This is a genomic window from Streptomyces sp. SP18CS02 (assembly GCF_036322365.1).
Classification (GTDB): domain Bacteria; phylum Actinomycetota; class Actinomycetes; order Streptomycetales; family Streptomycetaceae; genus Streptomyces.
Map to the genome: position 1 here is coordinate 90,028 of NZ_JAQYXC010000295.1, position 26,308 is coordinate 116,335.

Genomic DNA, 26,308 nt, shown 5'->3' on the forward strand with positions numbered 1-26,308 from the left:
CCGCCCCTGTCCGGCCGATTTCCCCCTTTCGGCACGAGTTCGGTACGAGGAGAGCCAATGCCCCAGGTGCCCCCTGCCCAGAATCAGGACGACGCTCCGGACGATGCCCTGTACGACTACGACGTCATCGTCGTGGGATCGGGCTTCGGCGGGGCGGTGTCGGCGCTCCGTCTGACCGAGAAGGGCTACCGCGTCGGGATCATGGAGGCCGGGCGCCGCTTCAGCCCCGCCACCCTGCCCAAGAACTCCTGGGACCTGCGCAACTACCTGTGGGCCCCGGCGCTGGGCCTCTACGGGCTCCAGCGGGTCCATCTGCTCGGCAACGTGATGGTGCTCGCGGGTGCCGGGGTGGGCGGCGGCTCGCTCAACTACGCCAACACCCTCTACGTGCCGCCCGCGCCGTTCTTCGACGACCCGCAGTGGCGCGACATCACCGACTGGCAGGCCGAGCTCGCCCCGTACTACGACCAGGCCAAACGCATGCTGGGGGTACGGCTCAACCCCACGATGACCCCGTCGGACGTGCACCTGAAGGCGGCGGCGCAGGCGATGGGCGTCGGCGACACCTTCCACCTGGCACCCATCGGCGTCTTCTTCGGCGACGGCGAGGACGCCGACGGCTCGGCCAGGGCGAAGCCCGGCCAGCAGGTGCCCGACCCCTACTTCGGCGGCGCCGGCCCGTCCCGGCGGGCCTGCAACGAGTGCGGCGAGTGCATGACGGGCTGCCGCCACGGCGCCAAGAACACCCTCAACGAGAACTACCTCCACCTCGCCGAGAAGGCCGGCGCGGTCATCCACCCCATGACCACGGTCACCGCCGTCACGGACGACGCCGACGGGGGCTACCGCGTCTCCACCGTGCCCACCCACCGGCGCCGCAAGGCCACCCCGAAGACGCTGCGGGCGCGGTACGTCGTGGTCGCCGCCGGCACGTACGGCACGCAGACCCTGCTGCACACCATGAAGGACCGCGGGCTGCTGCCGCGCGTCTCCGCCCGGCTCGGCGAGCTGACCCGTACCAACTCCGAGGCGCTCGTCGGCTCGCAGACCACGGACCGCCGCTACCGCAAGCGCCACGGCCACGCGCGGGCCGACTTCACCCAGGGCGTCGCGATCACGTCCTCGATCCACCCGGACGCCAACACCCACATCGAGCCCGTCCGGTACGGCAAGGGCTCCAACGCCATGGGCTCGCTCTCCATCCTCCAGGTCCCCTACGCGGAGAAGCGGGTGGCGGCCTGGCTCGGCAACGTGGCCAAGCACCCCTGGCTGACCCTGCGCTCGCTGTCCAACCGCCGCTGGTCGGAGCGGACCATCATCGGCCTGGTCATGCAGTCGCTGGACAACTCCCTGACGACCTACCGCAAGCGCGACGGCCTGGGGAAGGGCCTGCTCACCGCCCGGCAGGGCCACGGCGCCCCCAACCCCAAGCAGATCGCCGAGGGCAGCCGCGCGGCGTCCCTGCTGGCCGAGGAGATCAACGGCTTCGCCGGTTCCAACGTCGGCGAACTGATGGGCACCCCGCTCACCGCCCACTTCCTGGGCGGCTGCGTGATCGGCGCGACGGAGCGGGACGGCGTCATCGACCCGTACCACCGGCTCTTCGGCCACCCGGGCATCTCGGTCGTCGACGGTGCGGCCGTCTCCGCGAACCTCGGGGTGAACCCGTCCCTGACGATCACCGCCCAGGCGGAGCGGGCCATGTCGTTCTGGCCTAACAAGGGCGAGAGCGACCCGCGCCCGGAGCAGGGCGCGGCCTACGAGCGCCTCGCCGCGGTCGCGCCGAAGTCGCCCACGGTCCCGGCGGACGCCTTCGGCGCGCTGAACCTGCCGTTCCTGGGCATGCCGACGGTCCCGCCCAGGCCCTGAGAAAACAGGAGAGAGGCGCTGCACCCCCCTCCGAGTGCAGCGCCTCTCTTGTTCATGTGGAGCGGTGACGCGTGTTACGCGACCGCGCCGTCCTTGCGGCGCTTCATCGCGAAGACGACACCGGCGCCCGCGACGACGGCGATGCCACCGGCGATGCCGATGGTCGGCAGCATCGAGGAGGAACCGGTCTCGGCCAGGTTGCCGGTGACGGGGATCGGCTTGGGCTCACCCTGCGGCTTGACGTCCTTGGCCGGCTTCTCACCGCTGGGCTTCGAGTCCTCGACGTCACCGGCGGTGCTGCCGGCCTTGACGATCGTGAACGGGTAGGACTCGCCGTTCTCGAAGCACTTGTAGGTCTCGTCCTCGGCGCCGTTGTCGTAACCGCCGATGGCGAGCGCGAGGCCGTCACCCGCGGGCGCGCCCTTGTCGATCTTCACCCGGAGGTCGACGGAGACCTTCTTGCCGGCGTCCAGGGCGAACGAGCCGAAGAAGAAGCCGTTGTTGAAGCCGGAGCCGTCGAAGTCGTTGATCCACTCACCCGACTCGGGGTCCTTGTACTCGAAGTGGGCGTACTTCTCGACGAGCTTGTCGCTCGGGTCCTCGGAGTCCACCGACTTCTCGTAGACGGCGACGGTGTAGATCTGGAGGTCGGCGATGTCCTTCTTGCCGTCGTTCTTCACGTCGAACGTGAAGTTCTTCCAGCCGCTGCCCGCGACGATCTTGTTCGGGAAGCCGCCCAGGGAGACCTGGACCGAGCCTTCCTCGCAGATCAGGTCCTCGTCGAGGTCGCCCTCGTCCTCGCCCTCCTCCTCGCCGGGCTCGGTGCCGGGCTTGGTGTCGTCGGCGGGCTTGTCGCCGGGCTTGACGGTGTCGTCGGCCGGCTTGTCGCCCGGCTTGACCGCGTCGTCGGCGGGCTTGGTGTCGTCGCCCGGCGTGACGGTGTCGTCGGCGGGCTTGGTGTCGTCGCCCGGCGTGACGGTGTCGTCGGCGGGCTTGGTGTCGTCCGCCGGCTTCGTGTCGTCCGGGGTCGTGGAGTCCTGCTCCCCGGTGGTGCCGGAGGAGGTCGTGCTGGTGGTGCCGTCCGTCGCGTACGCGGCAGGGGCCGCCAGGAAGGCGGCGGGGGCGATGACGGCGGTCGCGGCGGCGACGGCCATGGCGCGGCGAAGCTTCATTGAAGACCTCAGGGTCTGGCGTACCGCGTCACGCGGCACGGAAGGTAGAGGCCCTCCCGAGGTGGGGGTGTCACGGGTGTGGCCGTTGTTTCGCATGCATGACCTGTGACCAGGGGGATTGGTTGCACGGATACTCACGGAAACTTTATGTGGCGTGCGACACATGCCACTGTCCCGTGCGCGGCGAGACGAGGGGAGGTGGGGGGCGCGGGAGCGAGGACCCCGCGATGATCCCCGTGGGGCCCTCGTGGGCCGGCGCCGGCGCCGGAGAGGCGTGCCGGAGGGGTACGGGCGCCGCCCGGGTGGTGAGGGGCGCGTGAGCCGGTGGGGGCACCGGAAGGCCGGCCCCGGGCATCCGGGGGGGCGTGCACGGTGCGGACCCATCGGGGTACGGCGGTGCGTTCGGGTCGGTCCCGTCCCGCGCGTCGATGGGGGACGGCGGCAGCCGACGTGATCGTTCCGGGCCGGTTGCGGTCGGCCCCGGGCGTCCCCGGAGCCGACCGCCTTTTCGGGTGACCGGGCTGCTGTCCCCTGCCGTCCGGTCACGCACGCTGGAGCGAGGTCCCACGGCGTGCCATCGGCACGCCACACGCTCCAACGGAGCCACGCGTGGTTTCCACGGGCCGCCCCTGGCTGGCACGGACACCGGGAACAACGAAGGCCGGGCCGGTGCGGTCACGCGCCGTACGGGTGAGGATGCGCCCGAACTCGCATACGGCCCCTACGGCCCCTGCGGCCCCGCCCGAAGGCGCCGTGCGCGGAACGGCGGCCCCGGACGCCCGGCCGGGCCCTGCGCGGGCCCCGGCCGCGCGACCGGTCTCAGACGCGGCCCCGGCACAGTTCCAGCAGCGTCATCGCCAGCGACGTGCCGGGCCGGCCGAGCGCGTCACGGTAGTGGCCCAGCACCTCCATCTCGCGCGCCAGGTTCACCCGGCGGCCGCCGGAGGAGATCCGGGCGTCCTGGATGACGGACGAGACGGCCATCCGTTCCTGGATCAGACCGATGATCCGGTCGTCGAGCGCGTCGATGCGCTCGCGCGCGCCGGTGATCACGTCGGCGGCCGCGTCCGTGCGGGCACCGGTCCTGTCGGGGGCGAGGTCGAGAGCGGTCATGGCGGGATCTCCTCAAAGGGGTCGTGGTGCCCCGGAGCGACCCGGCCCGGGAAAACACAGAACGCCCCGGGCCTTGTCGGCCCGGGGCGCCTGGGAAGTCGTCTGGCAGTCGCTCACACAGCGCGACCGTCGAACCCATGGCAGCCGGACGGGCCGGTGCCATAGGTAAAGACGAAGGTCAGGTGCTTGCGCATGCGGCCAGTATGGACCATCCGACAGGGCGGACCACCCCCGGTTCGGATGGTGGGACGAAGGGACGCCCGTCCGCGCCGGCGGACGCCGGTAGAATCGACATACAGACCCCCTCCTCCCGCCGGAAGGCCGCCGTAGTGTCATCAGCGAATCCCGCTGCCGCGCCCGACGCCGTACTCGTCGTCGACTTCGGCGCGCAGTACGCCCAGCTCATCGCCCGCCGAGTCCGTGAGGCCCGGGTCTACAGCGAGATCGTCCCGTCCACCATGCCGGTGGCCGAGATGCTGGCCAAGAACCCGAAGGCGATCATCCTCTCCGGCGGCCCGTCCTCCGTGTACGAGGAGGGCGCCCCCCGGCTCGACCGTGAGATCTTCGAGGCCGGTGTCCCCGTCTTCGGCATGTGCTACGGCTTCCAGCTGATGGCGACGACCCTCGGCGGCACCGTCGACAACACCGGCGCCCGCGAGTACGGCCGTACGCCGCTGCACGTCTCCAAGAACGGCTCCACGCTCTTCGAGGGCACCCCCGCCGAGCAGCCGGTGTGGATGTCCCACGGCGACGCCTGCTCGGCCGCGCCCGAGGGCTTCACCGTCACCGCGTCCACGGACGTCGTGCCCGTCGCGGCCTTCGAGAACGACGAGAAGAAGCTGTACGGCGTGCAGTACCACCCCGAGGTGATGCACTCCACCCACGGTCAGCAGATCCTGGAGCACTTCCTCTACCGCGGCGCCGGCATCGAACCGGACTGGACCACGGGCAACGTCATCGAGGAGCAGGTCGCGTCGATCCGCGAGCAGGTCGGCTCCAAGCGCGCCATCTGCGGTCTGTCCGGCGGCGTCGACTCGGCGGTGGCCGCGGCCCTGGTCCAGAAGGCCATCGGCTCGCAGCTGACCTGCGTGTACGTCGACCACGGCCTGATGCGCAAGGGCGAGACCGAGCAGGTCGAGAAGGACTTCGTCGCCGCGACCGGCGTGCGGCTCAAGGTCGTCGACGCGCAGGAGCGGTTCCTGAACGCCCTCGCCGGGGTCTCCGACCCCGAGGAGAAGCGGAAGATCATCGGCCGGGAGTTCATCCGCGTCTTCGAGCAGGCGCAGGCGGAGATCGTGGCCGAGGCCCCGGGCGACCAGCCCGTGGAGTTCCTCGTCCAGGGCACCCTCTACCCCGACGTGGTCGAGTCGGGCGGCGGTACCGGTACGGCCAACATCAAGTCGCACCACAACGTCGGCGGTCTGCCCGAGGACATCGAGTTCAAGCTGATCGAGCCGCTGCGCCAGCTGTTCAAGGACGAGGTCCGGATGGTCGGCCAGGAGCTCGGCCTGCCGGAGGAGATCGTCCAGCGCCAGCCCTTCCCGGGCCCCGGCCTCGGTATCCGTATCGTCGGCGAGGTCACCCGTGACCGCCTCGACCTGCTGCGCGAGGCCGACGCCATCGCCCGTGAGGAGCTCACGGCGGCCGGCCTGGACCGCGACATCTGGCAGTGCCCGGTCGTGCTCCTCGCCGATGTGCGCAGCGTCGGCGTCCAGGGCGACGGCCGGACCTACGGCCACCCGATCGTCCTGCGGCCCGTCTCCTCCGAGGACGCGATGACGGCGGACTGGACGCGGATGCCGTACGACGTACTGGCGAAGATCTCGACGCGGATCACCAACGAGGTGAAGGACGTCAACCGCGTGGTGCTGGACGTGACCAGCAAGCCCCCGGGCACCATCGAGTGGGAGTGATCCTCCCCATGGCCGCCTGACCGAAGCCGTCGCTCACTCCTCGTGGGCGGCGGCTTCGAGCGTGAAGTCGTCGTAGTCGAAGCCCGGCGCGACGACGCAGCTGACCAGGACGGGCTCGTCGCCCGACGGCCGGGCGGACTGCCAGCAGCCGGCGGGCACCAGTGACTGCGGCCGCTCGCCGGTCTCCACGGACGGGCCCAGCGCGATGTGCTCGGGCGCGGCCGAGGGGGCCCCGCCCGTGCCGCCCAGGGAGAGCAGCAGCGGGCCGCCGCGGTGCCAGAGCCACAGCTCGTCCGAGCGCACCCGGTGCCAGCGGGAGCTCTCGCCCGGGTGGAGCAGGAAGTGGATACCGGTGGCGTACGCGCGCGGGCCCGGGTATCCGGCGGGCGTGGCGGAGCCCGTGGTCCTCCAGGTCTCCCTGAACCAGCCGCCCTCGACATGGGGCCGCAGGTCCAGCAGTTCGACGAGCGGCGAGAGCCGCGAGGTGTCGGTCATGGAGACATTGTGCTTCCGGCCGCGGCCCGGAGTCCGGGTATGGGCCGTCGTCGTCGCGGCGCCGCGTCCCCCGCCCGCCGACAATCACCCGATGCGTCGACAACTGGCCGAAACACGCCAGCGGTTGACGGTCTCTTCGTACGATCCTCACGGCCGGGAAACGGTGCGGGGACGACGGGGAGTGGGACGGATCATGACTCAGCACAGCGGCGGCATCACGCCCGCGCGGGAACTCGAGATCATCGTGGACGCCGACGGCGTCGACGACACGACGACCGTGATCTCCAAGGGCCGCGGCAGGGACCGTGACCATGTCACCGTCCCCGTGTCCACCGCGCAGTTCCGCCAGAGCGTCGAAAGGAACGTCGCCGCGCTGCGCGAGATCTTCGAGCGGGTGGCCGGGACGGACTCCGCCTTCCCGCTCCGCGAGGTCCAGATCTCCTTCGAGGTCTCCGCCAAGGGCGGCTTCCAGCTCATCGGGACCAGTGAGGTGGCCGGGAAGGGCGCCATCACGCTGGTGTTCGGGGCGGCCGACGCCGGCCCCGCGGCCCGCCGCACGGACGGCTGAACCCCCCGATGGGCGCGCACCGGGCACTGCTCCTGTTCGTGCCGGAGTACGAGAAGGAGGACTGGGCCGACCTCGCGTTCCTGCGGGACGAGTACGAGGACCTGGCGGCGACCCTCGTCGACCAGGGGTACGAGATCGACGAGCCGGACAGCGGCTGCGAGCCGTTGCGGGCGACCGAGCTGGTGCGGCGCGTCGAGCGCTTCATCGCCGGCGCCCGGCGCGGCGAGCACCTGCTCGTCTTCCTCAGCGGCCACGGGTTCGAGCACGACGGGAAGCACTGGTTCGCGGGCACCGACTCCGAGGCCGAGCGGTCCGGCCGGACGACCCTGACGTACACCAACGTCGACCTCGACGGGGTCTGGGGCGACCGGGTCCACGACAGCGACGCCGAGGCGGTGCTGTTCGTCGTCGACGCCTGCCGCGACAGGGTGCTCGGGGGCGGAGGACCCGGCGATCCCCTCCACGGCACGCCGCGGGGGACGGACAGGCTGGGCTACCTGATGGCGTGCGAGCCGGCCAGGAAGGCGGCGGTCGGCGGGACCGAGGGGGCGGCCGGCGGCCGCTACAGCCTCTTCACCCGGGCGCTCCAGGAGGTCCTCGCCGACGTCCGCGGCCCCCTGACCGCAGGCGAGCTGCGCGAGCTGCTGGTGGGCGCGATGGAGGACCTGCGCAACCGGCAGCAGTACCCCCCTCCGCCCCAGACCCCCGTGGTCAGCGGCGACGGCGCGGACTTCGGCGTGCTGCCCGGCCGGGACGTGGCCGCGCCCGAGCGCGAACGGCTGCTGCGCGAGCATCCGGTGTGGGACCGGGTGGACGACCGGCACGAGGCCGAGGACTACCGCGCGGAGGCGACGAGGGTCCTCGCCAACCTCGACGAGTGGCTGAACCAGGTGAAGCCCGAGGTCAGGAGCGACCTCTGGCTCGACTGGGAGGCCGACCAGCGGGCGGCCCGCCACCTGTCGGCGCTGATCGCGCCCCTGCCCGGGGACAAGGTGCGGTTCACACCCTCCGAGGCCGCGCTGCTCGCCCTGGCGCCGGCGCTGTTCCACGCCTTCCGGGTACGACTGGCGTGGCGGGCCGACCCCGACCTGCGCGACGAGTGGACGCGCTACCCCAGGCTCCGGCGGCAGACCGACACGACCACCGACCCGCGCCGCCGGCGGCGCGACCGCCAGGTCGTCGGAGCGTGGGTGCTGCACCGGGCCAGGGCGAGGCCGGGCGACGCCCACGACCGCCCGGACGAGCTGCGGACCTTCCTCAGACTCATGCTGAGGGGCACGGACGAGCTGACCGAGCTGGGCAGGCCCCACCTGGTCTCCTGGCTCTTCCGGGCGATGCAGCACGGCGGTGGCGTGCTCGCCGACCCGCCCACGCGCCCGGCCGGGACCCCCGCCCCCGACATCCGCCCGGACGTGGTCGGCTTCCTGCTGTGCGCCGCCCAGATCATGGCGCTGGACCTGGCCGACCTCCCGCCGGTACTGGTGGAGCACATCGGGGGCAGCGACCGGATCGGCTTCGCCCATGTCCGCCGCACCGTCGAGCAGGCCGAATGGGTCGTCCCGGCCGGCGCGGAGGCGGGCGGCATCGTGCGGCTTCTGGCGGTCTGCGGACACCCGGCCCTGATGGCGGCGCTCCAGGAGCAGGCGAAGTCACTGGACGCGCTGCTCTGCAGCGACCTCGACATCCGCGGGAAGCTGCCCGGGCTTCCGAGCCGGGCCTCCGAGAAGGAGGTGCGCCCCGAGGACGGCAAGTTCTTCCCGGTCGTCACCCGCTTCGGCCTGGACGGCTCACGGGTGCGCGAGCTGCTCATCGGCGAACAGCTCTACCAGGACAAGAACCTGGCAGTCCGGGAGCTGTACCAGAACGCCATGGACGCCTGCCGGGTCCGCGACGCCCGGGTCCGGGCCCTGCCGCCCACCGTGCGCAGACCGGAGTGGACCGGGCACATCGAGATCGTGCAGGGCGTCGACGGCAACCGGCCCTATCTGGAGTGCGTCGACAACGGCTCCGGCATGGGACGCCGCGAACTGCTGGGGGCCTTCGCCCAGGGCGGCGTCCGGCTCGCCCACCTGCCCTCCTTCCAGGAGGAGAAGCTCCACTGGGAGCGCGAGGGGATCCAGTTCGAGGAGAACAGCCGCTTCGGCATCGGCGTCCTGAGCTACTTCATGCTCGCCGACGAGATCGAGGTCGTCACCCGGAAGTTCAACCGGGAAGGACACGAGGACGAGGCGCTGCGGGTGACCATCGCCGGGCCGGACCACCTGTTCCAGGTGACCTCGCACAAGCAGCCGGTCGACTTCAACGGCGACTCCTGCGGGACGAGGGTGCGCTGGTGGCTCCGGGACGACCTGCCCGGCTTCTCCGGCGTACGCGCGCTGCGCTCGGTCCTCGGGGTCGCCGAATACCGCACCGTCGCCGTCCACCGGACCGATGACGCCGTCAAGGACCGCGAGGTCTGGGAGCGGTACGACTACCGCCCCCGCCTCGACACCGGCGCGGGCAGGGCGGCGATCACCGCGGGCGGCACGATCGTCCCCGACGAGGACGGTCAGGTCTTCTGGTGCAGCGAGGGCGGGGCCCTGCTGGTGGACGGGATCGCCATCGAGGGACGGTGGTTCGGCAGCGACGAGGACACCGGTGAGCGCCGCGGGAGAGGCAAGATGGAGCTTCGCGGGGCGGTGATCAACCTCAGGGGCAAGGCGCTGCGGGGACGTACCGCCGCTCCCCGGCTCTCCGTGGACCGCGCCCGCGTCCTGGACGACCTGGCCGACACCGTCTTCGGTCTCGTCAGGAAGAAGAACGCCGCCAAGCGGCTCGCCGACAGCGACATACCCACCCCCGAGTGGCTGTTCGACGTCACGAACGCGGCCCCCCGGCTGGCCGACGCCGTCGTCGAGGGGCTGATCGCGCGCGGGGCCAGGCTGCACTACGACGACGGTGCCGTGGACATGGCACGTACCGGGTTCTTCACCGACGACGTGCTGATCAGGCGCGCCTGGTCCCGCGCCAATGTGGCCCCGCTCGGTTTCCAGCGGACCGACGACCCCGCCAAGCGCAACCGGCCGCCGGCCCATATCGCGCTGTGGCGCTATGTCGCCCACTTCCCCGAGGGCGTGGGCGAGGCGCTCGGCGGGCTGCGCCCGCCGGACCTCACGACGACGCCGCTGCGCGCGGCGCTGCCGTCCGACGGATACGTGCTGGGGGACAGCCCCGACCGCCGGGCGGGGCTGTGGGACCGGGAACCGGAGCTGGGCGCGCAGCACCTGTACGCCAACGACCTGAACGTGGACCACGACTGGGTCGTCGAGCGGCTCCGTGCTCTGGGGCGGGAGCCGAGCCCCTCGGTGGAGATCCCCGGCGTTCCGCTCTCCTCCCTGCTCACCATGATCAGTCGGGACGCCGACGGGCTGCCGCCCTGGCTGCGTCCCGGGGACCCGGTCAAGGCGCTCCACGTGCTGCTGGCGATCGACGGCACGTCCCTGTCCGCGGCGGACGCCGTGCGCCACCTCGACCGCCTGGGATTCGACGTACGGCTGTGCGAGGCGTTGGCCGAACCCGCGTCGCGGGACGCCGAGATCCTTCGGCTGATCCACAGCCAGCAGCTCAACGCCTCTCCGCCGTGGACCGCTCTCCCGCCCGCACCGGCATCGCACATCGTCTCCGCCGCGAAGGAGAGCGGCTTGAGCGTGGCGGAGATCCGCTCGCTCTTCGAAGCCCAGAACGACATGCCGCCCCAGCCCGACGAACTGCGCACCCACTCCGGGAACTGGGTCGTCGCCCCGCCGGACCCGGACGGCGGGCCGCCCCGGGTGGGACCGGCCACCGTCTACCGGCTGGCGAAGCTGAACGCCTGCCGGACGGGTGAGGCGGCTCTCCTCCTGGAGGCCCACGGCCACGAGGTGGTCGGCACCGTCGAGGACGGACCCGTGCCCCCTCACGCGGCTCTGCTCACCACCCCGCTCTTCGAGGGGAGACTGCTCGACCTGGCCGCTCCCGTCACGCTCCTCGACCTGGACGCGCTGGCCGCCGGGGAGGACCTGTCCCTGTCCGAGACGCGGGACCGGCTGCGGTCCCTGTGCGTCGACGTACCCGAACAGGACCTGCCCGCCCAACTGGACCGGCACGACCGGGAGCTGCTGACGCGACTGCCCGACCGGAGCGGCACGGACCGGACGGGGCTCGACCCCAGGCACCCGGTGCCGATGGCGCACATCGCGATCCGCGCCGCCCAGCTCGGCATCCCGGTCGAGACCGCCCGCGACCGGCTGGTAGAGCTCGGGATGGCGGTCGAGCCGGCCGACGGACCCCGGCCCGAATGGTTCGGCGAGCGGGAGGAACGGCGGCTCTCGCTGCCGTGGATCCCCTACGACCCGGGCCGGCCGGAGCCTGCCGTCCCGGTCGCCCATCTGGTACGGATCGCCACCGACCACGGCTGGAGCATGACGGAGACGGCCGAACGGCTGCGGGCCCGCGGCCTGCGTGTGCCCGATCTGCCGAGCGGGATGCCGGAGCGGCCCGGTGACCACGACCTCGCGCTGCTGAGCCAGCGGGAGGTCCAGGAGGGGGAGCGCCGCCGATGGCTCCGGCTGGACGCGCCGGCCCCCACCCGGCACGTGGTCCAGGCGGCCGGCAGGACCGGGATGACCATCGGCGAGGTCCGGTCGAGGCTGGCGGAACTCGGCGTCGTGATCTCCGGTCCCGGCACCATGGTCAACGGGGACGACCGGTATCTGGCGCTGGACGACGACTCGCTCAGTGCCGTACTGCGCACCGGTCGCCCCGTTCCGGCCGCCCACCTCTGGGCCTCCGCGGACCTCGCCAACGCCACGCTGTCCGAGGTCGCCGACCGCACCAGGGCCGCCGGGCTCGACCTCCAGGACGTGCCGTACCCCGACGAGCGCCCGGAGAAGCGGGATCTGCTGCTCCTTCAGGAGGGCGCGGTGCCGAACGGCAGCTGGCTGCCCCTCGACGAACCGGTCGGCCTGGAGCACCTCCTCGTCGCCGCGCACCGGCTGCGCACGGACGTCCTGGCCGTCGCCGAACGGCTGAGGTGGCTCGGCATGGACGCGCCGTCCCCCGAGGAGCTCGACGCGATCGTGAAGGAGGCCTGGGCGAAGGTCCCCCGCGCCTGCTGACCGCCCGCGGATCACGCCCGCCGGCCCCCCGTGGGGCAGTCCTGCCGGCCGCCCGTCGAGACGCGCCCGTTCGGCGCCCGGTGAGCACGGCCGGCCCCGCCCGTCGAGTGCGCCCGTCGCCCTCGGCCACGCACGACTGGCCCCGCCCCCGTATCCGCGACCGCGGTGGGCGGGGACAATCGTTTCAGCGACGGCACACGCGGAGGCGGTCATGACGTACGGGTACGGGACGACAACGGCCTACAACGGGACCGTCGGCCGACAGGACGGGCCGGGCGGCTGGAAGGGTGCCGCCTCCCGGTACGCCCTCCTGCCGTTGCGGATCTTCCTCGGCGTCACCTTCGTCTACGCCGGGCTCGACAAGCTCACCGACGACCGCTTCCTGGCCGCCTCCGGCAGCGGGTCGATCGGCGACCTGATGCGGTCGGTCCGGGACGGTTCGGCCGTGCCCTGGCTCGTCGACCTGGCGCTGAGGAGCCCGGAGGGGTTCGGCTACGCCATGGCCTTCGGAGAGCTGGCCGTCGGCATCGGCACCCTCATCGGGCTGCTCGCGCGCATCGCGGCCGTCGGCGGCGCGCTCATCTCGCTCAGTCTGTGGCTGACCGTCAGCTGGCAGTCCAGCCCGTACTACTACGGCAATGATCTGGCCTACCTGATGGCCTGGCTCCCGCTGGTGCTCGCCGGCGCCCCGGTGTTCTCCGTCGACGCGCTCCTCGCCGAGCGGCGGCGCCGCACCCTGTAGGCGATCCAGGTCGTGACGCCCGCGAGGAACAGGCCGGCCGGCAGCACCAGCGGCACCGTGTACCAGGGCGTGTGCCAGGCGCCGGCCGCGTCACCGGCGTACAGGGCGGCGACGGACAGGCCCGTGACCCCCACGACCAGCCTGCCGGGGCGGAACTCATGAAGCAGCACGGATGACCTCCACCTGACCGACGGCGACCTTCAGCGTGAGGTCGAGGGCGCCCGCCGGGGCCGTGCCCTTCGGCGGGACGATCGTACGGGTCACCGCACGGTCCGGGGCGATGTCCACGTCATGGGCGGGGTCGGCCGGCAGCCTCAGATCACCGAGCCCCACCTCGGCGCGCACCCGCACCGTCACGTCCTTCGGGACGACGACTTCGAGCCGTCCCGCCCCCACCTCGGCCGAGGTGCGTACGGTCAGGTCCGCGGGAACGGCCACACCCGTCAGGTCCAGCGTGCCGACCCCGGTGTCCAGTTCGTACCGGGGCTGCACCGACGCCACGGACGCCGGCCTCCAGTCCGTGCGCCTCCACTCCGTTCCGATCCGCTCGGGCACCAGCGTCGAGCCCGCCAGCAGCACCGCGGTGACCACCGTCATGAACACCGTGCCGAAGCCGGTCCGGCCCAGGAACGAACTGATCCCGAGGCCCAGCCCCAAGACCGCCAGCGCGCACACCAGACCGGTCTGGAGGCAGAGGGCGAGCGGCTGGTGCCCCCACGCCGCGCCCGTGCCGGCCGCACCCGCCAGCAGTGCCAGCAGGAACACCGGGCCGCCGATGGAACGCGGGCCACGGACGCCGGCCGGGCGGCGGGCGGCGGAAGCCCCGGTCGAGCGGCGGGGCGGCGGCGCGTCCCGCACCACCGCGTCCACGGGGCCCCACAGATAGCCGAGGGCGACCGGTCCCGTCGTACCGTCCTTGACGATCGGGTCCCGCCACCACGACGGCGAGTCCGGGGGCGGCGGCGCCTTCGTCTCGGGCGGCGCCTCCGCCACCGTCTGTGCCACCGCCTGGGCCGTCGCCGGGTTCAGGGTCGTCTCCTGGTCGACCACGAGGCGGCGCCGCTGCGACCACACGGCGGCGCCGCTCACCGCGATGATCAGCAGCAGGGCGAACGAGATCGTGTCGCCGTTGCCCAGCATCGACAGGAAGAGGCCGCAGCCGACGAGCGCCATCAGCACGGCGATGAGCGACGCCCCCTCGACCCGGCCGGACAACAGCCGCCGCGCCTCGTTCTCCTCCTCGCCCTCGGCCGCGATCAGCAGCCAGGCGAAGCCGTAGAAGATCAGCCCGACGCCGCCGGTCACGGCGAGCACCCCCAGCGCGATCCGGAAGATCACCGGGTCCAGGTCGAAGTGCCGGCCGAGGCCACCGCACACCCCCGCCACCACTTTCTGGCGCGGGGTGCGCCGCAGCGGAGGGAGGGACGGGGCGCCGGGGGACTCCGGGGGAGCGGGCGTCGTGCTCGTCATACGTCCATGGTGACGGCCCGTGAGCCGTGGCGGCACCCGCCCCGACCCTGGCCGGTCCCTGATATTCCAGGGGAAAGGGGGAGGGGGAAGGGGCAGGGGCAGGGGCCGGGGAGGGGGGAGAGGCAGGGGGCGGGAGCGGCGCCGGACCGGGTTCTCAGGGTCCGGGTAAGGGCCGACCCTGATGTCCGGCCGCACCCCGCCGTGTGACGATCGGTCCATGCCAGTCGCCGCCCGCCCGCCCGAGACCGACGAACCCCCCGTGCGCAAGCTGTACCGCAGCGCCGACGGGCGGATGCTCGGCGGAGTCGCGCGCGGCCTCGCCGGGCACCTCGGTCTGCCCGTCGTCTGGGTGAGGTTCGTCTTCCTCGCGCTCTTCATGGCCGACGGGCTCGGCGTCCTGCTCTACGCCGTCTTCTGGATCGTCGTCCCGCTGGGCGTGGGCGGCCGGGCCACCGAGCCGCGGTCCGTCTTCGAGACGACCGCCGACGGCCGGCGCCGGCTCCGCAAACCCGACCGGGGCCAGATATTCGCCCTGATCGCCCTGACCGTCAGCGCCGGCGTCTTCGTCACCAACGTCGACCTGGGCGGCCAGGCGAACCGCTACATCTGGCCCATCCTCCTGACCGGCGTCGGTGTCGTCCTGGTCTGGCGGCAGGTGGACAACGCCCGGCGTGCCCGCTGGACCGAGTCGGGGCGGCGCAAGCGTCTCTTCCAGCTGGCCCGGGGCCTCGCCGGAGTCGCCCTGGTCGGTATGGGCCTGGCCGTCTTCCTGGTGGTCCGCGGCTCCGCCGCCCAGCTCGGCACCGCGCTGACCGCCTCGATCGCCGTCCTCGCCGGCATCGCGCTGCTCGCCGGCCCCTGGCTGGTACGGATGTCGCAGGACCTCTCCGAGGAGCGCACCATGCGCATCCGGGCCCAGGAGCGGGCCGAGGTCGCGGCGCACGTCCATGACTCCGTCCTGCACACCCTCACCCTGATCCAGCGGAACGCCGACGACGCGGGCGAGGTCCGCAGGCTCGCCCGTGCCCAGGAGCGGGAGCTGCGGAACTGGCTGTACAGGCCGGAGGGAACCGGCAAGGACGAGGCCGAGGAGCCGGAGACGCTCGCCGAAGCCGTCAAGAGGGCAGCCGCCGAGGTGGAGGACAAGCACGGCGTCCCCCTGGAGGTCGTGGTCGTCGGCGACTGCCCCCTCGACGAGAAGCTGGCCGCACAGATGCAGGCCGCGCGCGAGGCGATGGTCAACGCCGCCAAGTACGGTGGCGAGGGAGGGGCGGTGCAGGTGTACGCGGAGGTCGAGGGCCGTACGGTCTTCGTGTCCGTACGGGACCGCGGCCCGGGGTTCGACCTGGACGCGGTGCCCGGCGACCGGATGGGCGTACGAGAATCGATCATCGGCCGGATGCAGCGCAACGGCGGCACCGCGCGGCTGCGGTCGGTGCCGGGTGACGGCACCGAAGTGGAGCTGGAGATGGAGAGGGCGGACGGATGACCGACGGGACGACGCACACGGGGCGTACGACGGGGGCGGGGACGGGTACGGGGCCGGGCGGAACGGGGGACGCCGCGGATCCGGGTCGCCGGGTACGGGTGGTGCTCGTCGACGACCACCGGATGTTCCGTACGGGCGTGCAGGCCGAGATCGGCCGCACCGAGACGACCGGCGTCGAGGTGGTCGGCGAGGCCGCCGACGTCGACCAGGCGGTCACCGTGATCACCGCGACCAGGCCGGAGGTGGTGCTCCTCGACGTGCACCTGCCGGGCGGCGGCGGTGTGGAGGTCCTGCGGCGGTGCGCGCACCTGATGACCGCCGTCGAGAACCCGGTCCGCTTCCTGGCGCTGTCGGTGTCGGACGCGGCGGAGGACGTCATCGGGGTCATCCGTGGCGGCGCCCGCGGCTACGTCACCAAGACGATCACGGGTGCGGACCTCGTCGACTCGGTCTTCCGGGTCCAGGACGGCGACGCCGTCTTCTCGCCCCGGCTCGCGGGCTTCGTCCTGGACGCGTTCGCCTCGACGGAGGCGCCGCCGGTCGACGAGGACCTGGACCGGCTCACCCAGCGGGAGCGTGAGGTGCTGCGGCTGATCGCCCGCGGATACGCGTACAAGGAGATCGCCAAGCAGCTGTTCATCTCGGTGAAGACGGTCGAGTCGCACGTCTCGGCGGTACTGCGCAAGCTCCAGCTCTCCAACCGGCACGAACTGACGCGCTGGGCGACGGCCCGCCGGCTGGTGTGAACCGGTCCGGCGGGCGGAGGTCGTTGCCGTCCGTACGGTTATTTGTGAGATAACCGGTACATAACTATGGCAACCCGCGCGGTCGCGACGCCCTCCTACCTTCCGTGATGAGCCTGACGGGTACTCCCTTCTTCGTGACCGCGATCGTGGTCTCCGTGATCGCGGCACTGCTCCCCCTGGCGCTGTGGAGCCGGCTGCGCGGTCCCGTGGTCGTGCGGGGCGCGGTGCGGTTGGGCATGGTGGCGTTCGCGCAGATCACCGCGATCCTGGTGGTCTTCGTCGCGGTGAACAACACCAACGGCCTGTACGACAGCTGGGGCGACCTGCTGGGCACCAGCGACCACGTCGACTCCGCGATCGACCTCGGACCCGACGGCACCGGCGGCAGGCGCGTCAGCGACCTGCCGAAGGCCGAGCAGTCCTTCACACCGGTCGACGACGCGGGCATGGGCAGCGGGATCCGCCGGGCCATGCTGAAGGGGCGCATCTCGGGGGTGGAGGCCGAGGTGTACGTATGGCTGCCGCCGCAGTACGACGACCCTGCGTTCAAGGACCGGAAGTTCCCCGTCGTCGAGCTGCTCTCCGGGTTCCCGGGCTCACCGAAGTCATGGTTCGGCAGCCTGGACGTCAGCAAGCAGCTGGAACCGCTGATGAGGTCGGGCCGGGTCGCGCCGTTCATCCTGGTCTCACCGCGGACCACCCTCCTCGGTGACACCGACACCGGCTGCGCCAACGTTCCGGGCAGGGTCAACGCCGAGTCCTGGCTGAGCATCGACGTACGCCAGATGGTGATCGACAACTTCCGTGCCGCCGACAGGGCGGACGGCTGGGCCGTCGCCGGCTACTCGGCGGGAGCCCACTGTGCCGCGAAGCTGACGGTCGCGCACCCCGACCGGTACCGGTACGCGATCAGCATGTCCGGGTACAACGACCCGGCCGCCGAGCCCTCCTCGCTCACCGCGAAGGATCCCGCCCTGCGGCACGCCGCCAACCCGCTCAACATGCTGAGGGAGGCGGCTGTCCCGCCCCGGATCACCATGCTGTTCACCGGCGACGGGCGGGACGGCTTCCAGCAGGGTGTCGCGCTGCGGGAGGCGGCGAAGGCCCCGACGCGCATCGACGTCCGCCAGGTCAAGGGCGGTCACCGGACCAGCACCTGGGTCCGGGAGGTGCCGTCGGTCTTCGAGTGGCTGACCCGCCGGTTCGAGGAGCAGGGCACGGGCGCGGGTAGGGGCACGGGTTCGGACGCCGGTGCCGGGTCGGGTACGGGTTCGGACGCCGGTGCCGGGTCGGAGACGGGTTCGGACGCCGGTGCCGGTGCGGGCCGGGGAACGGGCCAGGGCTTCGGACAGGGCTCCGGCCAGGGCCCGGACCGGGGTGCCGGCGAGCAGGGCGGAACATCCGCCCTGACCGCGGCCCGCCGCTAGGCCGGTTCCTGCCGGGCTCATCGAAACGAAGGATTCAACCGACGCGGGTCGCGCCCGCCCAGGGCATCTCGTCGATGGGGGCGACGCGTACCGGGGCCCCGGGGCGGGGCGCGTGGATCATCTTCCCGTCGCCGACGTACATGCCCACATGACTGATCCCCGAATAGAAGAAGAGCAGGTCGCCCGGGGCGAGCCGGGAGCGGGAGACCCGTTGGCCGGCGTCGATCTGGCTGTAGGTGGTGCGGGGCAGCGAGACCCCTGCGGAGCGCCAGGCGGCCTGGGTGAGGCCGGAGCAGTCGTAGGAGTCCGGGCCGGTCGCGCCCCACACATAGGGCTTGCCCAGGGCGCCGTAGGCGTACGCGACCGCCTGCGCCGCCCGGGCGTTGGGCGCCCGTACCGTGCCGCGCGGGGCGCCGCGGTCGGCGCGTCCGGCGTCGCGCCCGCCCTCCCCGGCCTCGTACCGGGCCCGCTGGTCCGACGTCAGCCGCGCGAGCAGGTCCTCGGCGGCGGCGATCTTGTTCTTGACGGTGGTCCTGTGGCGGCCCAGCTCGGTCCGGCGGGCCTCGAGGTCACGCAGGTGCCCGGTGGACTCGGACCGCAGCCGGCCGATCTCGGCGAGCTGCCCCTGGAGGCCGGCGATCGTGTCCGCCTGGCGGTCACCCGCCCGCTGGGCGAGCGCGGCGCCTTCGAGGTAGTCGTCGGGGTCCGAGGAGAGCACGAGCTGGAGGGCCGGGTCGAGACCACCGCTCCGGTACTGGGCGGTGGCCACCGAGCCGAGGGCGTCGCGGGTGGTGTTGAGCCGCGCCGTCCTGCGGGCGGCCTCGTCGCGGAGCGCGTCCAGTGCCGTCTGGGCCCGCGCGGCCTTCTCCTTGGCGCCGTTGTACCTCTCGGTGGCCTCCTCGGCCTGCTGGTACAGCCGGTCGACCTCGGTCTTGACCTGGGCGGGCGTGAGCCGGGGCTCGGCCTGCCCGATGCCCTCGAAGGCGGTGGCCGTCGCCGCCCCGGCGAGCGCGAGGACGGCGGCGGTGCGGCCGGCCGGTCCGCTCAACGGGCGCTGCCTGGGCTTCCGGTGCGCTGCCACGGGGGCGGTCACTTCCCTTCGTGCGGTCCTGACGGGTCCGGCGGCGGACCCGTCGGGGGAGCGGGCCGCCGCCGGATCTCCCGGGCGGGGCGGCCGACTGCCGTCCGGGTGGGGCCCGGACGGAGGTGGGGAGAGCCGGCCGCCTGGGGCAGGACGCTAGGCCTGAGGGTCACGGGGCTGGGAGGCCATGACCGCAACTGGCCGCAGGTGAGGTTTCCCGTACGGATTCCGAGGGGCCCCATGCGTCCGGAATTACATATTCCGGATCAGCTGTGACCGATGCGTCGAAAGAGGCGCACCTGGCCGCAGGGCGGTGCTATGGCCCCGGCTAGGCTCCGCCCCATGGACGTACTCATCAATGTCTTCGTCGCCCTGCACATCATCGGTATCGCCTCCCTGCTGGGCGGCTTCCTGACCCAGATGAAGGCGATGAGCGCGGGCACGGCACGCTTCGTCCCCGCCATGCTGCACGGCGCCCTGACGATGCTGATCACGGGCGTCGCGCTGGTGGGCCTCAACCAGGCCGACGACCAGACCGTCGACAACGTCAAGATCGGCGTGAAGCTGGCGCTGCTGGTGGTGATCCTCGGCCTGGTCTACGTGAAGCGGGACGAGGAGAAGGTGGAGAAGGGGATCTTCGCGGCCGTGGGCGGTCTGACCGTGGCCAACATCTTCATCGCGACGCTCTGGACCTGATGCCCCGGCGGCGGGGCCGGCCGCGGCCCCACTGCCGCGGCGTACGCCCTCGGTCCCGTACCGCCCCCGACCCCCGCCGTCACCGCCCGGTTCAGGCCGGGCGCACGCTGCCGTGGATCGGCATGCAGTAGACCGACTCCTCGCGGACGTTCGCGCCGGGCTTCGGCGCGTGGATCATCCGGCCCTCGCCCTCGTAGATGCCGACATGGCTGATGTCGTCGTAGAAGAACACCAGGTCGCCGGGGCGCAGAGCCTCCATGTCGACGGGGGTGCCGAACTCGATCTGGCCCCAGGTGGTCCGCGGCAGTTCGACTCCGGCCGCCCTCCACGCCGCCTGGGTGAGGCCGGAGCAGTCGTAGGAGCTCGGGCCGGTCGCGCCCCACACGTACGGCTTGCCGACCTGGGCGCGGGCGAAGGCCAGCACCTTGTCCGCCTTGGCCGAGCGGCTCCCGGTCCCGGCGCCGGCCGAGGTGCCGTACCCGGTGGCGGCGGCGGTGGCGCTTGCGGTCCAGGAGCCGCGACCGGTACTCGTCTCCGGCTGCTGTTCCCGGTCCTGGCTCTGCTCCCGGCGGAGCCGGTCCTGGCGCGCACGGGCCGCTTCCGCCTCTTCGCGGACCCTCGCCTCCGCCCGCAGCCGGGCCTGCGCCTCGCGCCTGTGGTCCAGCTCCGCCCGTCGCGTCAGCTCCTCGACGGTCACGCTCGACAGCAGGTCGCGTGCCTCGCGCAGCTTGCGCTGGACGTCCTGCTTGCTGGCCCGCAGGACCGCCTGAGAGGCGGTGAGGGCATCCACGCCGCCGGCCGCCTCGGCGGTCCGTTCCTTGGCCTCCACGGCTTCCGCCGCCTCCACGGCTTCCACCGCCTCCGCGGCCTCCGCCGACGAGTGCCGCGTCCCGTGGCCGGCAAGCGCCTGCTGCCCGTGCTCGGCGGGCGGGTCGGACAACGCGGTCCGGTGGGGCTCGTGGTCCGGTCGGGGCAGGAGCGGCCGCGGGACCTGCGGGGTCTGCCGGACCTCCTGCGTCTGCTGGGTCCGCTGGACCTCCGGCATCCCCTGGAACTGCTGGACCTGCTGGACGTCCTGGACCTGCTGGGTGTGCTGGATCTGGTGGACGTCCTGGACCTCCGGCATCTGCTGGGTCCGCTGGACCTCCGGCATCTGCTGGGTCTGCTCGGCGTACGCCTGCGGGTCGGCGGCGACGATCAGCCCCGTGGCCTGGGCGACGGCGCCCGGGCGGGGCTCCCCGGCGGTGTAGGTGCCCAGCGTGCGGCGGGTCTCGTTCAGCGGCTGCGCCCGCTTACCGGCCCCGTCGAACAGCTTGTCGACCGTCAGCCTCCGCCGGGGCGCGGCCTCCTTGGGGCTGTCGTACTGCCGCTCGTACTGCCGCGTCCCCGTACCGGCCTGCCGGTACAGGGCGTCGACCTTCCGCTGGACCTCCTCGGCCGTCGGCTTCGCGTCCGGGCTGGACGGTACGGCGTCGGGAGCCGTCCGGGAGGGCGCCGCGTCCGCGTTCTGCGCGGACAGGAGGGAGACCGAGGCGATGGCGGCCGTCGTGACCCCGACGGCGGGGGAGTGCGCGCGGGTGGTGCGGGTGCGCGGCTTGCGATGCGACGCCAAGGCCGGCATCTCCTTCCGTGAACCGCCTACCGGGTTAGCTGTCGGGTTCGGGCGACGGAAGGTGCCCTACGGCCGTACGCGGACAGGCCGATTCACCCCGGTCCTGCATGTGGGTCCCCGGTTCCGTACTTCCTGAGCGAAAGGCCGGATTCGGCGTGGACGGCCCGGTTGGCGTGGTTCGCCGATGGGGTTACAGACCGCCTTCGCGAGCACGCTAGCCAAACTGTGGTGGTGCTGTGAAGGATGATGTTCGATATGCCCTATACGTTTTCGTTATCTTTACTTCGGGTAATGAATCCGGTGCTCATCGTGACGAAGGCGGTTCGGCCGCGACTGTCAGTGGAGCGGCCTAGACTCGATAGGCGATGAGCAGCCTCTTTGACGACAGCTTCCTGGCGGACCTCCGGAACCACCGCTCCGAGGAGCCCCCGCCGCCGCCCGAGCACGACGAGCCGGCCGCGGAGGAGGTTCCGCACGACCTCTTCGGGGGCAGGTTCGACGTGCCCCCGGCCCGGGACGCGCACTACCGTGACGGCGCCCCCCGTCCGGTGGTGGACGCGGCCGCCCTGGTCGAGGGGCTGAACGAACAGCAGCGCGCCGCCGTCGTGCACACCGGTTCGCCGCTGCTCATCGTGGCCGGCGCCGGTTCCGGCAAGACCCGCGTGCTGACCCACCGCATCGCGCACCTGCTGGCCACGCGCAACGTGCACCCCGGGCAGATACTGGCGATCACCTTCACCAACAAGGCCGCCGGGGAGATGAAGGAGCGCGTCGAGCAGCTCGTCGGCCCGCGCGCGGGCGCCATGTGGGTGATGACCTTCCACAGCGCCTGTGTGCGCATCCTGCGCCGCGAGTCGAAGAGGCTCGGCTTCACCTCCTCCTTCTCGATCTACGACGCGGCCGATTCCAAGCGCCTGATGGCGCTGTGCTGCCGTGACCTGGACCTCGACCCGAAGCGGTACCCGCCCAAGTCGTTCAGCGCCAAGGTCTCGAACCTGAAGAACGAGCTGATCGACGAGGAGACCTTCGCCGACCAGGCCGCCGACGGCTTCGAGAAGACGCTCGCCGAGGCGTACCGGATGTACCAGGCGCGGCTGCGCGAGGCCAACGCCCTGGACTTCGACGACATCATCATGACGACCGTCCACCTGCTCCAGGCGTTCCCGGACGTCGCCGAGCACTACCGCCGCCGCTTCCGCCACGTCATGGTCGACGAGTACCAGGACACCAACCACGCCCAGTACACGCTCGTACGCGAACTGGTCGGCACCGGGTACGAGGACATGGCCCCGGCGGAGCTGTGCGTCGTCGGTGACGCCGACCAGTCGATCTACGCCTTCCGGGGTGCGACCATCCGCAACATCCTCCGGTTCGAGGAGGACTACCCGGACGCGACCACGATCCTGCTGGAGCAGAACTACCGCTCCACCCAGACGATCCTCTCCGCCGCCAACGCGGTGATCGAGCGCAACGAGAGCCGCCGTCCCAAGAACCTGTGGACCAACGCCGGCGAGGGCGCCCGGATCACCGGGTACGTCGCCGACACCGAGCACGACGAGGCGCAGTTCGTCGCCGACGAGATCGACCGGCTGACGGACGCGGGCGACGCGAAGGCCGGCGACGTCGCCATCTTCTATCGCACCAACGCCCAGTCCCGTGTCTTCGAAGAGATCTTCATCCGGGTCGGCCTGCCGTACAAGGTCGTCGGCGGCGTGCGCTTCTACGAGCGCAAGGAGGTGCGCGATGTGCTGGCGTACCTGCGCGTCCTGGCGAACCCCGAGGACAACGTGCCGCTGCGCCGCATCCTCAACGTCCCCAAGCGGGGCATCGGCGACCGCGCCGAGGCGATGATCGACGCGCTGGCGCAGCGCGAGCGGATCACCTTCCCCCAGGCGCTGCGCCGCGTCGACGAGGCGTACGGCATGGCGGCCCGGTCCGCCAACGCGGTGAAGCGGTTCAACACGCTGATGGAGGAGCTGCGCACGATCGTCGACTCCGGCGCGGGGCCCGCCGTCGTCCTGGAAGCGGTCCTCGAACGGACCGGCTACCTCGCCGAGCTCCAGGCGTCGACCGATCCGCAGGACGAGACCCGTATCGAGAACCTCCAGGAACTCGCCGCGGTGGCCCTGGAGTTCGAGCAGAACCGCGAAGAGGGCGAAGGAACGGGCAATCTGGCCGAGTTCCTGGAGCAGGTCGCGCTGGTGGCCGACTCCGACCAGATCCCCGACGAGGACGAAGAGGGCTCCGGTGTCATCACGCTGATGACGCTGCACACCGCCAAGGGCCTCGAATTCCCCGTGGTGTTCCTGACCGGCATGGAGGACGGCGTCTTCCCGCACATGCGCGCCCTCGGGGAGACCAAGGAGCTGGAGGAGGAGCGCCGCCTCGCGTACGTCGGCATCACCCGCGCCCGTGAGCGGCTCTACCTGACCCGCTCGACGATGCGCAGCGCGTGGGGACAGCCCTCGTACAACCCGCCGTCGCGGTTCCTGGAGGAGATCCCGGGCACGCACCTGGAGTGGAAGCGCACCGGTCCGATGGCCGCTCCGGCCGGGCCGACCTCGGGGATCGCGTCCTCACTGTCGTCGTCGCTCTCGTCACGGTCACGGGCCGGGGGCCCGTCCGGTTTCGCCACGCGGCGCACCACCGACAAGCCGGTGATCGCGCTGTCGGTCGGGGACCGGGTCACCCACGACCAGTTCGGGCTGGGGACCGTCGTGGCCGTGACCGGACAGGGCGGTGACGCGCAGGCGACGATCGACTTCGGCGACGAGAAGCCGAAGCGGCTGCTCCTGCGGTACGCGCCGGTGGAGAAGCTGTAGCGAACGGCCGAGTGGGCCGGTGGTCCGGTGGTCCGGGGGTCCGGTGGTCCGGTGTCCTGACGGGGCGCCGGCCGCCGGGTTCGTCCGGCCGGTGAACCGGTTGCCCGGCGGTCGGGTTCGCCCAGCCGGTGGACCGGTTGCCCGGTTGCCAGATTCGTCCGGCCGTCGTCGCGACATCGTCGCATCGTCCGGGGCCGTCGGGGAACGTCCGGAGGCCCGTCGGACACCAGCGTCGTGGGACACCAGCGTCGTCGGGTAGCCGGGTAGCCGGGTCGTCAGCTCGTCGGGTCGAGGCCGTGGCCGAGCAGCCACGGCAGCGGGTCGATCGCCGCTCCTCCGCCGGGCCTGACCTCGAAGTGCAGGTGCGGACCGGTGGAGTTGCCGGAGTTCCCGGAGTACGCGATGACGTCGCCGGCCTTGACCGTGCCCGAGCGGATCTTCGTCGAGCTGAGGTGGCAGTACCAGGTCTCGGTGCCGTCCTCCGCCGTCACGATCGCCATGTTGCCGTAGGCGCTGTTCCACTGGGTGCGGACGGTGCCGTCGGTGGCGGCCATCACGGGGGTGCCGTACTGCACGGGGAAGTCGATGCCGGTGTGCAGGGACATCCAGTTGACGCCGGCCTGCCCGTAGCGCGCGCTCAGCTGGTGCAGCTTCACCGGGAGCATGAACTTCGGACGCAGCGCCTCCTTGCGGGCGGCCTCCGCCTCGCGCTTCTTGCGGTCGGCCTCCTGCCGCGCCTTCAGGTCGATGCGCTCCTGGGTGCGGCTGGCACGGTCGCCGAAGTCACGGGCGTCGGCGCTCAGCGCGGCGAGCTGCGTGTCCAGTGCGTTGTTGGCGGCGACGGGCTGCACGGAGGACGGATCGGCGGCCGTCACCGTCTTCCCGTCGTCCTTGCGCTCGGCCGCGCCGTCGGTGAGGCCGCTGACCGAGGCGGCCGCGATACCGGCGACGCCCATGACACAGGCGGAGGGCACGGCGACGGTGAGCAGCGCGGAACGCTTGGCGGGCGTACGCCGACGGCCGCGGTTCCCGTTGGAACGGCGGACGGGGCGCGGGGTGACCGGCACGGCTCCGGGGAGGGGCGCGGATTCCTGATCGGACCCGGACTCGAACCCGGCGTCGGTGCCGAGCTCCGGACCGGGCTCGGACGCGGTGTCGAACCCGGCCTCCGAGGAGGCGGCGTAGTCGGGGACGGCCTCGAAGTGGGCCGTGTCGTCAAGGCCGGACGCCGTCTCGAACCGGTCCGTGCCCGCGAACCCGGAAGGGAACTCCGAGGTGTACTCGGGTGTGAACTCCTGGGCCTGCTCCGGCTGGTGCTCGTGCTCGGCCGCCGTGGCGGGGTAGTCGTACTGCTCGGGGACCAGGGTCTCGGAGCCCGCGTAGTTCCAGGCGGTGGCGTCGTACGCGCCGGTCGCGAAGCCGGGAACCGTCCACTGGCCGGTGGTGTCGTACGTACCGGTGGCCTGGTGCGCCGGATCGGCGGCGATGACGTCCTGGTGGGCGTGGTTCGCCTGATGCGCCTCGTTCCAGGCGTTGGCGTCCCACTGGCCGGTGTACTCGGAGTACTCGACGTAACCGGTGGCCGTGTCCTGGTGCGAAGCGGAATCCCACTGCGGTGCGGTGGCGGCTCCCCACTGCGTGGCGTCGTACTGGCCGCTCGGGTCCGCTTCGTAACTTCCGGGAAGGGCACCGAAAAGCGGGTCGGCCGCGAAGCCACCGGTGTCGAAGCTGCCCGTGGTGTAGGCGTCGTCTCCGACGTACCCGGCGTGGGGGTGCTGGTCGTTCACCAACGTCTCTCTCGCCTCGGCAGCAGGACCAGTTCCGGACTCGACCCCCGCGAGGGAAGGGCCCAGAGGCAAAGCAGTGGGCGCGACTGTACCCGGCGGTACGCGCGGGCGACAATCTTCCGTGGGTTTTGGGCCCTGGGGAAACGGGCATTCGGCCGTCTTTCGGCGGAG

Annotated in this window: 17 protein-coding genes and 1 riboswitch; of the genes, 10 read left to right on the forward strand and 7 right to left on the reverse strand. The window is 72.1% G+C overall.

All coding sequences use genetic code 11. The features are described from left to right. The first annotated feature begins 57 nt into the window (after nucleotides 1-57). On the forward strand, nucleotides 58-1,869 hold the full coding sequence (locus tag PUR26_RS27155; protein ID WP_329876106.1) for a GMC family oxidoreductase: 1,812 nt from the start codon (nucleotides 58-60) through the stop codon (nucleotides 1,867-1,869). A gap of 74 nt (nucleotides 1,870-1,943) precedes the next feature. On the opposite strand, the gene PUR26_RS27160 is transcribed toward PUR26_RS27155, so the two are convergent. After that, nucleotides 1,944-3,041 (reverse strand): LAETG motif-containing sortase-dependent surface protein, encoded by a 1,098-nt coding sequence (locus PUR26_RS27160; RefSeq protein WP_329876108.1) that lies wholly within the window; start codon nucleotides 3,039-3,041, stop codon nucleotides 1,944-1,946. Nucleotides 3,042-3,860: 819 nt separating this feature from the next. Beyond that, entirely contained in the window at nucleotides 3,861-4,154 is a 294-nt protein-coding gene (locus PUR26_RS27165; protein ID WP_329876110.1) for a chorismate mutase, read from the reverse strand. 329 nt (nucleotides 4,155-4,483) lie between these two features. Here PUR26_RS27165 and guaA point away from each other — a divergent pair, with 329 nt between their 5' ends. Further along, the gene (guaA, locus tag PUR26_RS27170) at nucleotides 4,484-6,067 is read left to right on the forward strand and encodes a glutamine-hydrolyzing GMP synthase (protein ID WP_329876112.1); all 1,584 of its coding nucleotides are present in this window, start codon (nucleotides 4,484-4,486) and stop codon (nucleotides 6,065-6,067) included. Between the two features lie 33 nt (nucleotides 6,068-6,100). On the opposite strand, the gene PUR26_RS27175 is transcribed toward guaA, so the two are convergent. Beyond that, nucleotides 6,101-6,562 (reverse strand): cupin domain-containing protein, encoded by a 462-nt coding sequence (locus tag PUR26_RS27175; RefSeq protein WP_329876114.1) that lies wholly within the window; start codon nucleotides 6,560-6,562, stop codon nucleotides 6,101-6,103. 193 nt (nucleotides 6,563-6,755) lie between these two features. Here PUR26_RS27175 and PUR26_RS27180 point away from each other — a divergent pair, with 193 nt between their 5' ends. From PUR26_RS27180 to PUR26_RS27190, 3 genes are all read left to right on the forward strand, one after another. Next, a complete protein-coding gene (locus PUR26_RS27180; protein ID WP_329876116.1) occupies nucleotides 6,756-7,130 on the forward strand; it encodes a Pepco domain-containing protein in 375 nt (124 codons plus the stop codon). Nucleotides 7,131-7,138: 8 nt separating this feature from the next. Then, complete coding sequence (locus PUR26_RS27185) at nucleotides 7,139-12,265, forward strand: wHTH domain-containing protein (protein ID WP_329876118.1); 5,127 nt, start codon at nucleotides 7,139-7,141, stop codon at nucleotides 12,263-12,265. Nucleotides 12,266-12,476: 211 nt separating this feature from the next. Beyond that, a complete protein-coding gene (locus PUR26_RS27190) occupies nucleotides 12,477-13,007 on the forward strand; it encodes a DoxX family protein (RefSeq protein ID WP_329876120.1) in 531 nt (176 codons plus the stop codon). A 156-nt stretch (nucleotides 13,008-13,163) separates the two neighbouring features. On the opposite strand, the gene PUR26_RS27195 is transcribed toward PUR26_RS27190, so the two are convergent. Next, nucleotides 13,164-14,477 carry a PspC domain-containing protein gene (locus tag PUR26_RS27195; RefSeq protein WP_329876122.1) on the reverse strand — a complete coding sequence of 438 codons (1,314 nt, stop codon included), beginning with the start codon at nucleotides 14,475-14,477 and terminating at the stop codon, nucleotides 13,164-13,166. A 217-nt stretch (nucleotides 14,478-14,694) separates the two neighbouring features. Here PUR26_RS27195 and PUR26_RS27200 point away from each other — a divergent pair, with 217 nt between their 5' ends. The 3 genes from PUR26_RS27200 to PUR26_RS27210 all read left to right on the forward strand — a co-directional run bounded on the left by PUR26_RS27200 (nucleotide 14,695) and on the right by PUR26_RS27210 (nucleotide 18,139). Then, nucleotides 14,695-15,966, forward strand: coding sequence for a PspC domain-containing protein (locus PUR26_RS27200; RefSeq protein ID WP_329876124.1), 1,272 nt, complete (start codon nucleotides 14,695-14,697; stop codon nucleotides 15,964-15,966). Beyond that, nucleotides 15,963-16,712 (forward strand): response regulator transcription factor, encoded by a 750-nt coding sequence (locus PUR26_RS27205; RefSeq protein WP_329876126.1) that lies wholly within the window; start codon nucleotides 15,963-15,965, stop codon nucleotides 16,710-16,712. The genes PUR26_RS27200 and PUR26_RS27205 overlap by 4 nt, the downstream gene beginning before the upstream one ends. Before the next feature lie 107 nt (nucleotides 16,713-16,819). Beyond that, nucleotides 16,820-18,139 (forward strand): alpha/beta hydrolase, encoded by a 1,320-nt coding sequence (locus PUR26_RS27210; protein ID WP_329876129.1) that lies wholly within the window; start codon nucleotides 16,820-16,822, stop codon nucleotides 18,137-18,139. Between the two features lie 34 nt (nucleotides 18,140-18,173). Here the strand turns inward: PUR26_RS27210 and PUR26_RS27215 are convergent, their stop codons facing one another. Further along, nucleotides 18,174-19,220 carry a C40 family peptidase gene (locus PUR26_RS27215; protein WP_329876131.1) on the reverse strand — a complete coding sequence of 349 codons (1,047 nt, stop codon included), beginning with the start codon at nucleotides 19,218-19,220 and terminating at the stop codon, nucleotides 18,174-18,176. Nucleotides 19,221-19,562: 342 nt separating this feature from the next. Between PUR26_RS27215 and PUR26_RS27220 the strand changes: the two genes are divergently transcribed. Then, complete coding sequence (locus PUR26_RS27220; RefSeq protein ID WP_329876133.1) at nucleotides 19,563-19,916, forward strand: hypothetical protein; 354 nt, start codon at nucleotides 19,563-19,565, stop codon at nucleotides 19,914-19,916. A 91-nt stretch (nucleotides 19,917-20,007) separates the two neighbouring features. Here PUR26_RS27220 and PUR26_RS27225 read toward each other — a convergent pair whose 3' ends face one another. Then, entirely contained in the window at nucleotides 20,008-21,528 is a 1,521-nt protein-coding gene (locus PUR26_RS27225; RefSeq protein ID WP_443077184.1) for a C40 family peptidase, read from the reverse strand. Nucleotides 21,529-21,535: 7 nt separating this feature from the next. Beyond that, a riboswitch (cyclic di-AMP (ydaO/yuaA leader) is annotated at nucleotides 21,536-21,694 on the reverse strand. A gap of 199 nt (nucleotides 21,695-21,893) precedes the next feature. Between PUR26_RS27225 and pcrA the strand changes: the two genes are divergently transcribed. Continuing rightward, nucleotides 21,894-24,350: a DNA helicase PcrA gene (gene pcrA, locus PUR26_RS27230; protein ID WP_329876137.1), complete on the forward strand. Its 2,457-nt coding sequence runs from the start codon at nucleotides 21,894-21,896 to the stop codon at nucleotides 24,348-24,350. A gap of 275 nt (nucleotides 24,351-24,625) precedes the next feature. On the opposite strand, the gene PUR26_RS27235 is transcribed toward pcrA, so the two are convergent. Next, complete coding sequence (locus PUR26_RS27235; RefSeq protein ID WP_329876139.1) at nucleotides 24,626-26,137, reverse strand: M23 family metallopeptidase; 1,512 nt, start codon at nucleotides 26,135-26,137, stop codon at nucleotides 24,626-24,628. Nucleotides 26,138-26,308: the final 171 nt, after the last annotated feature.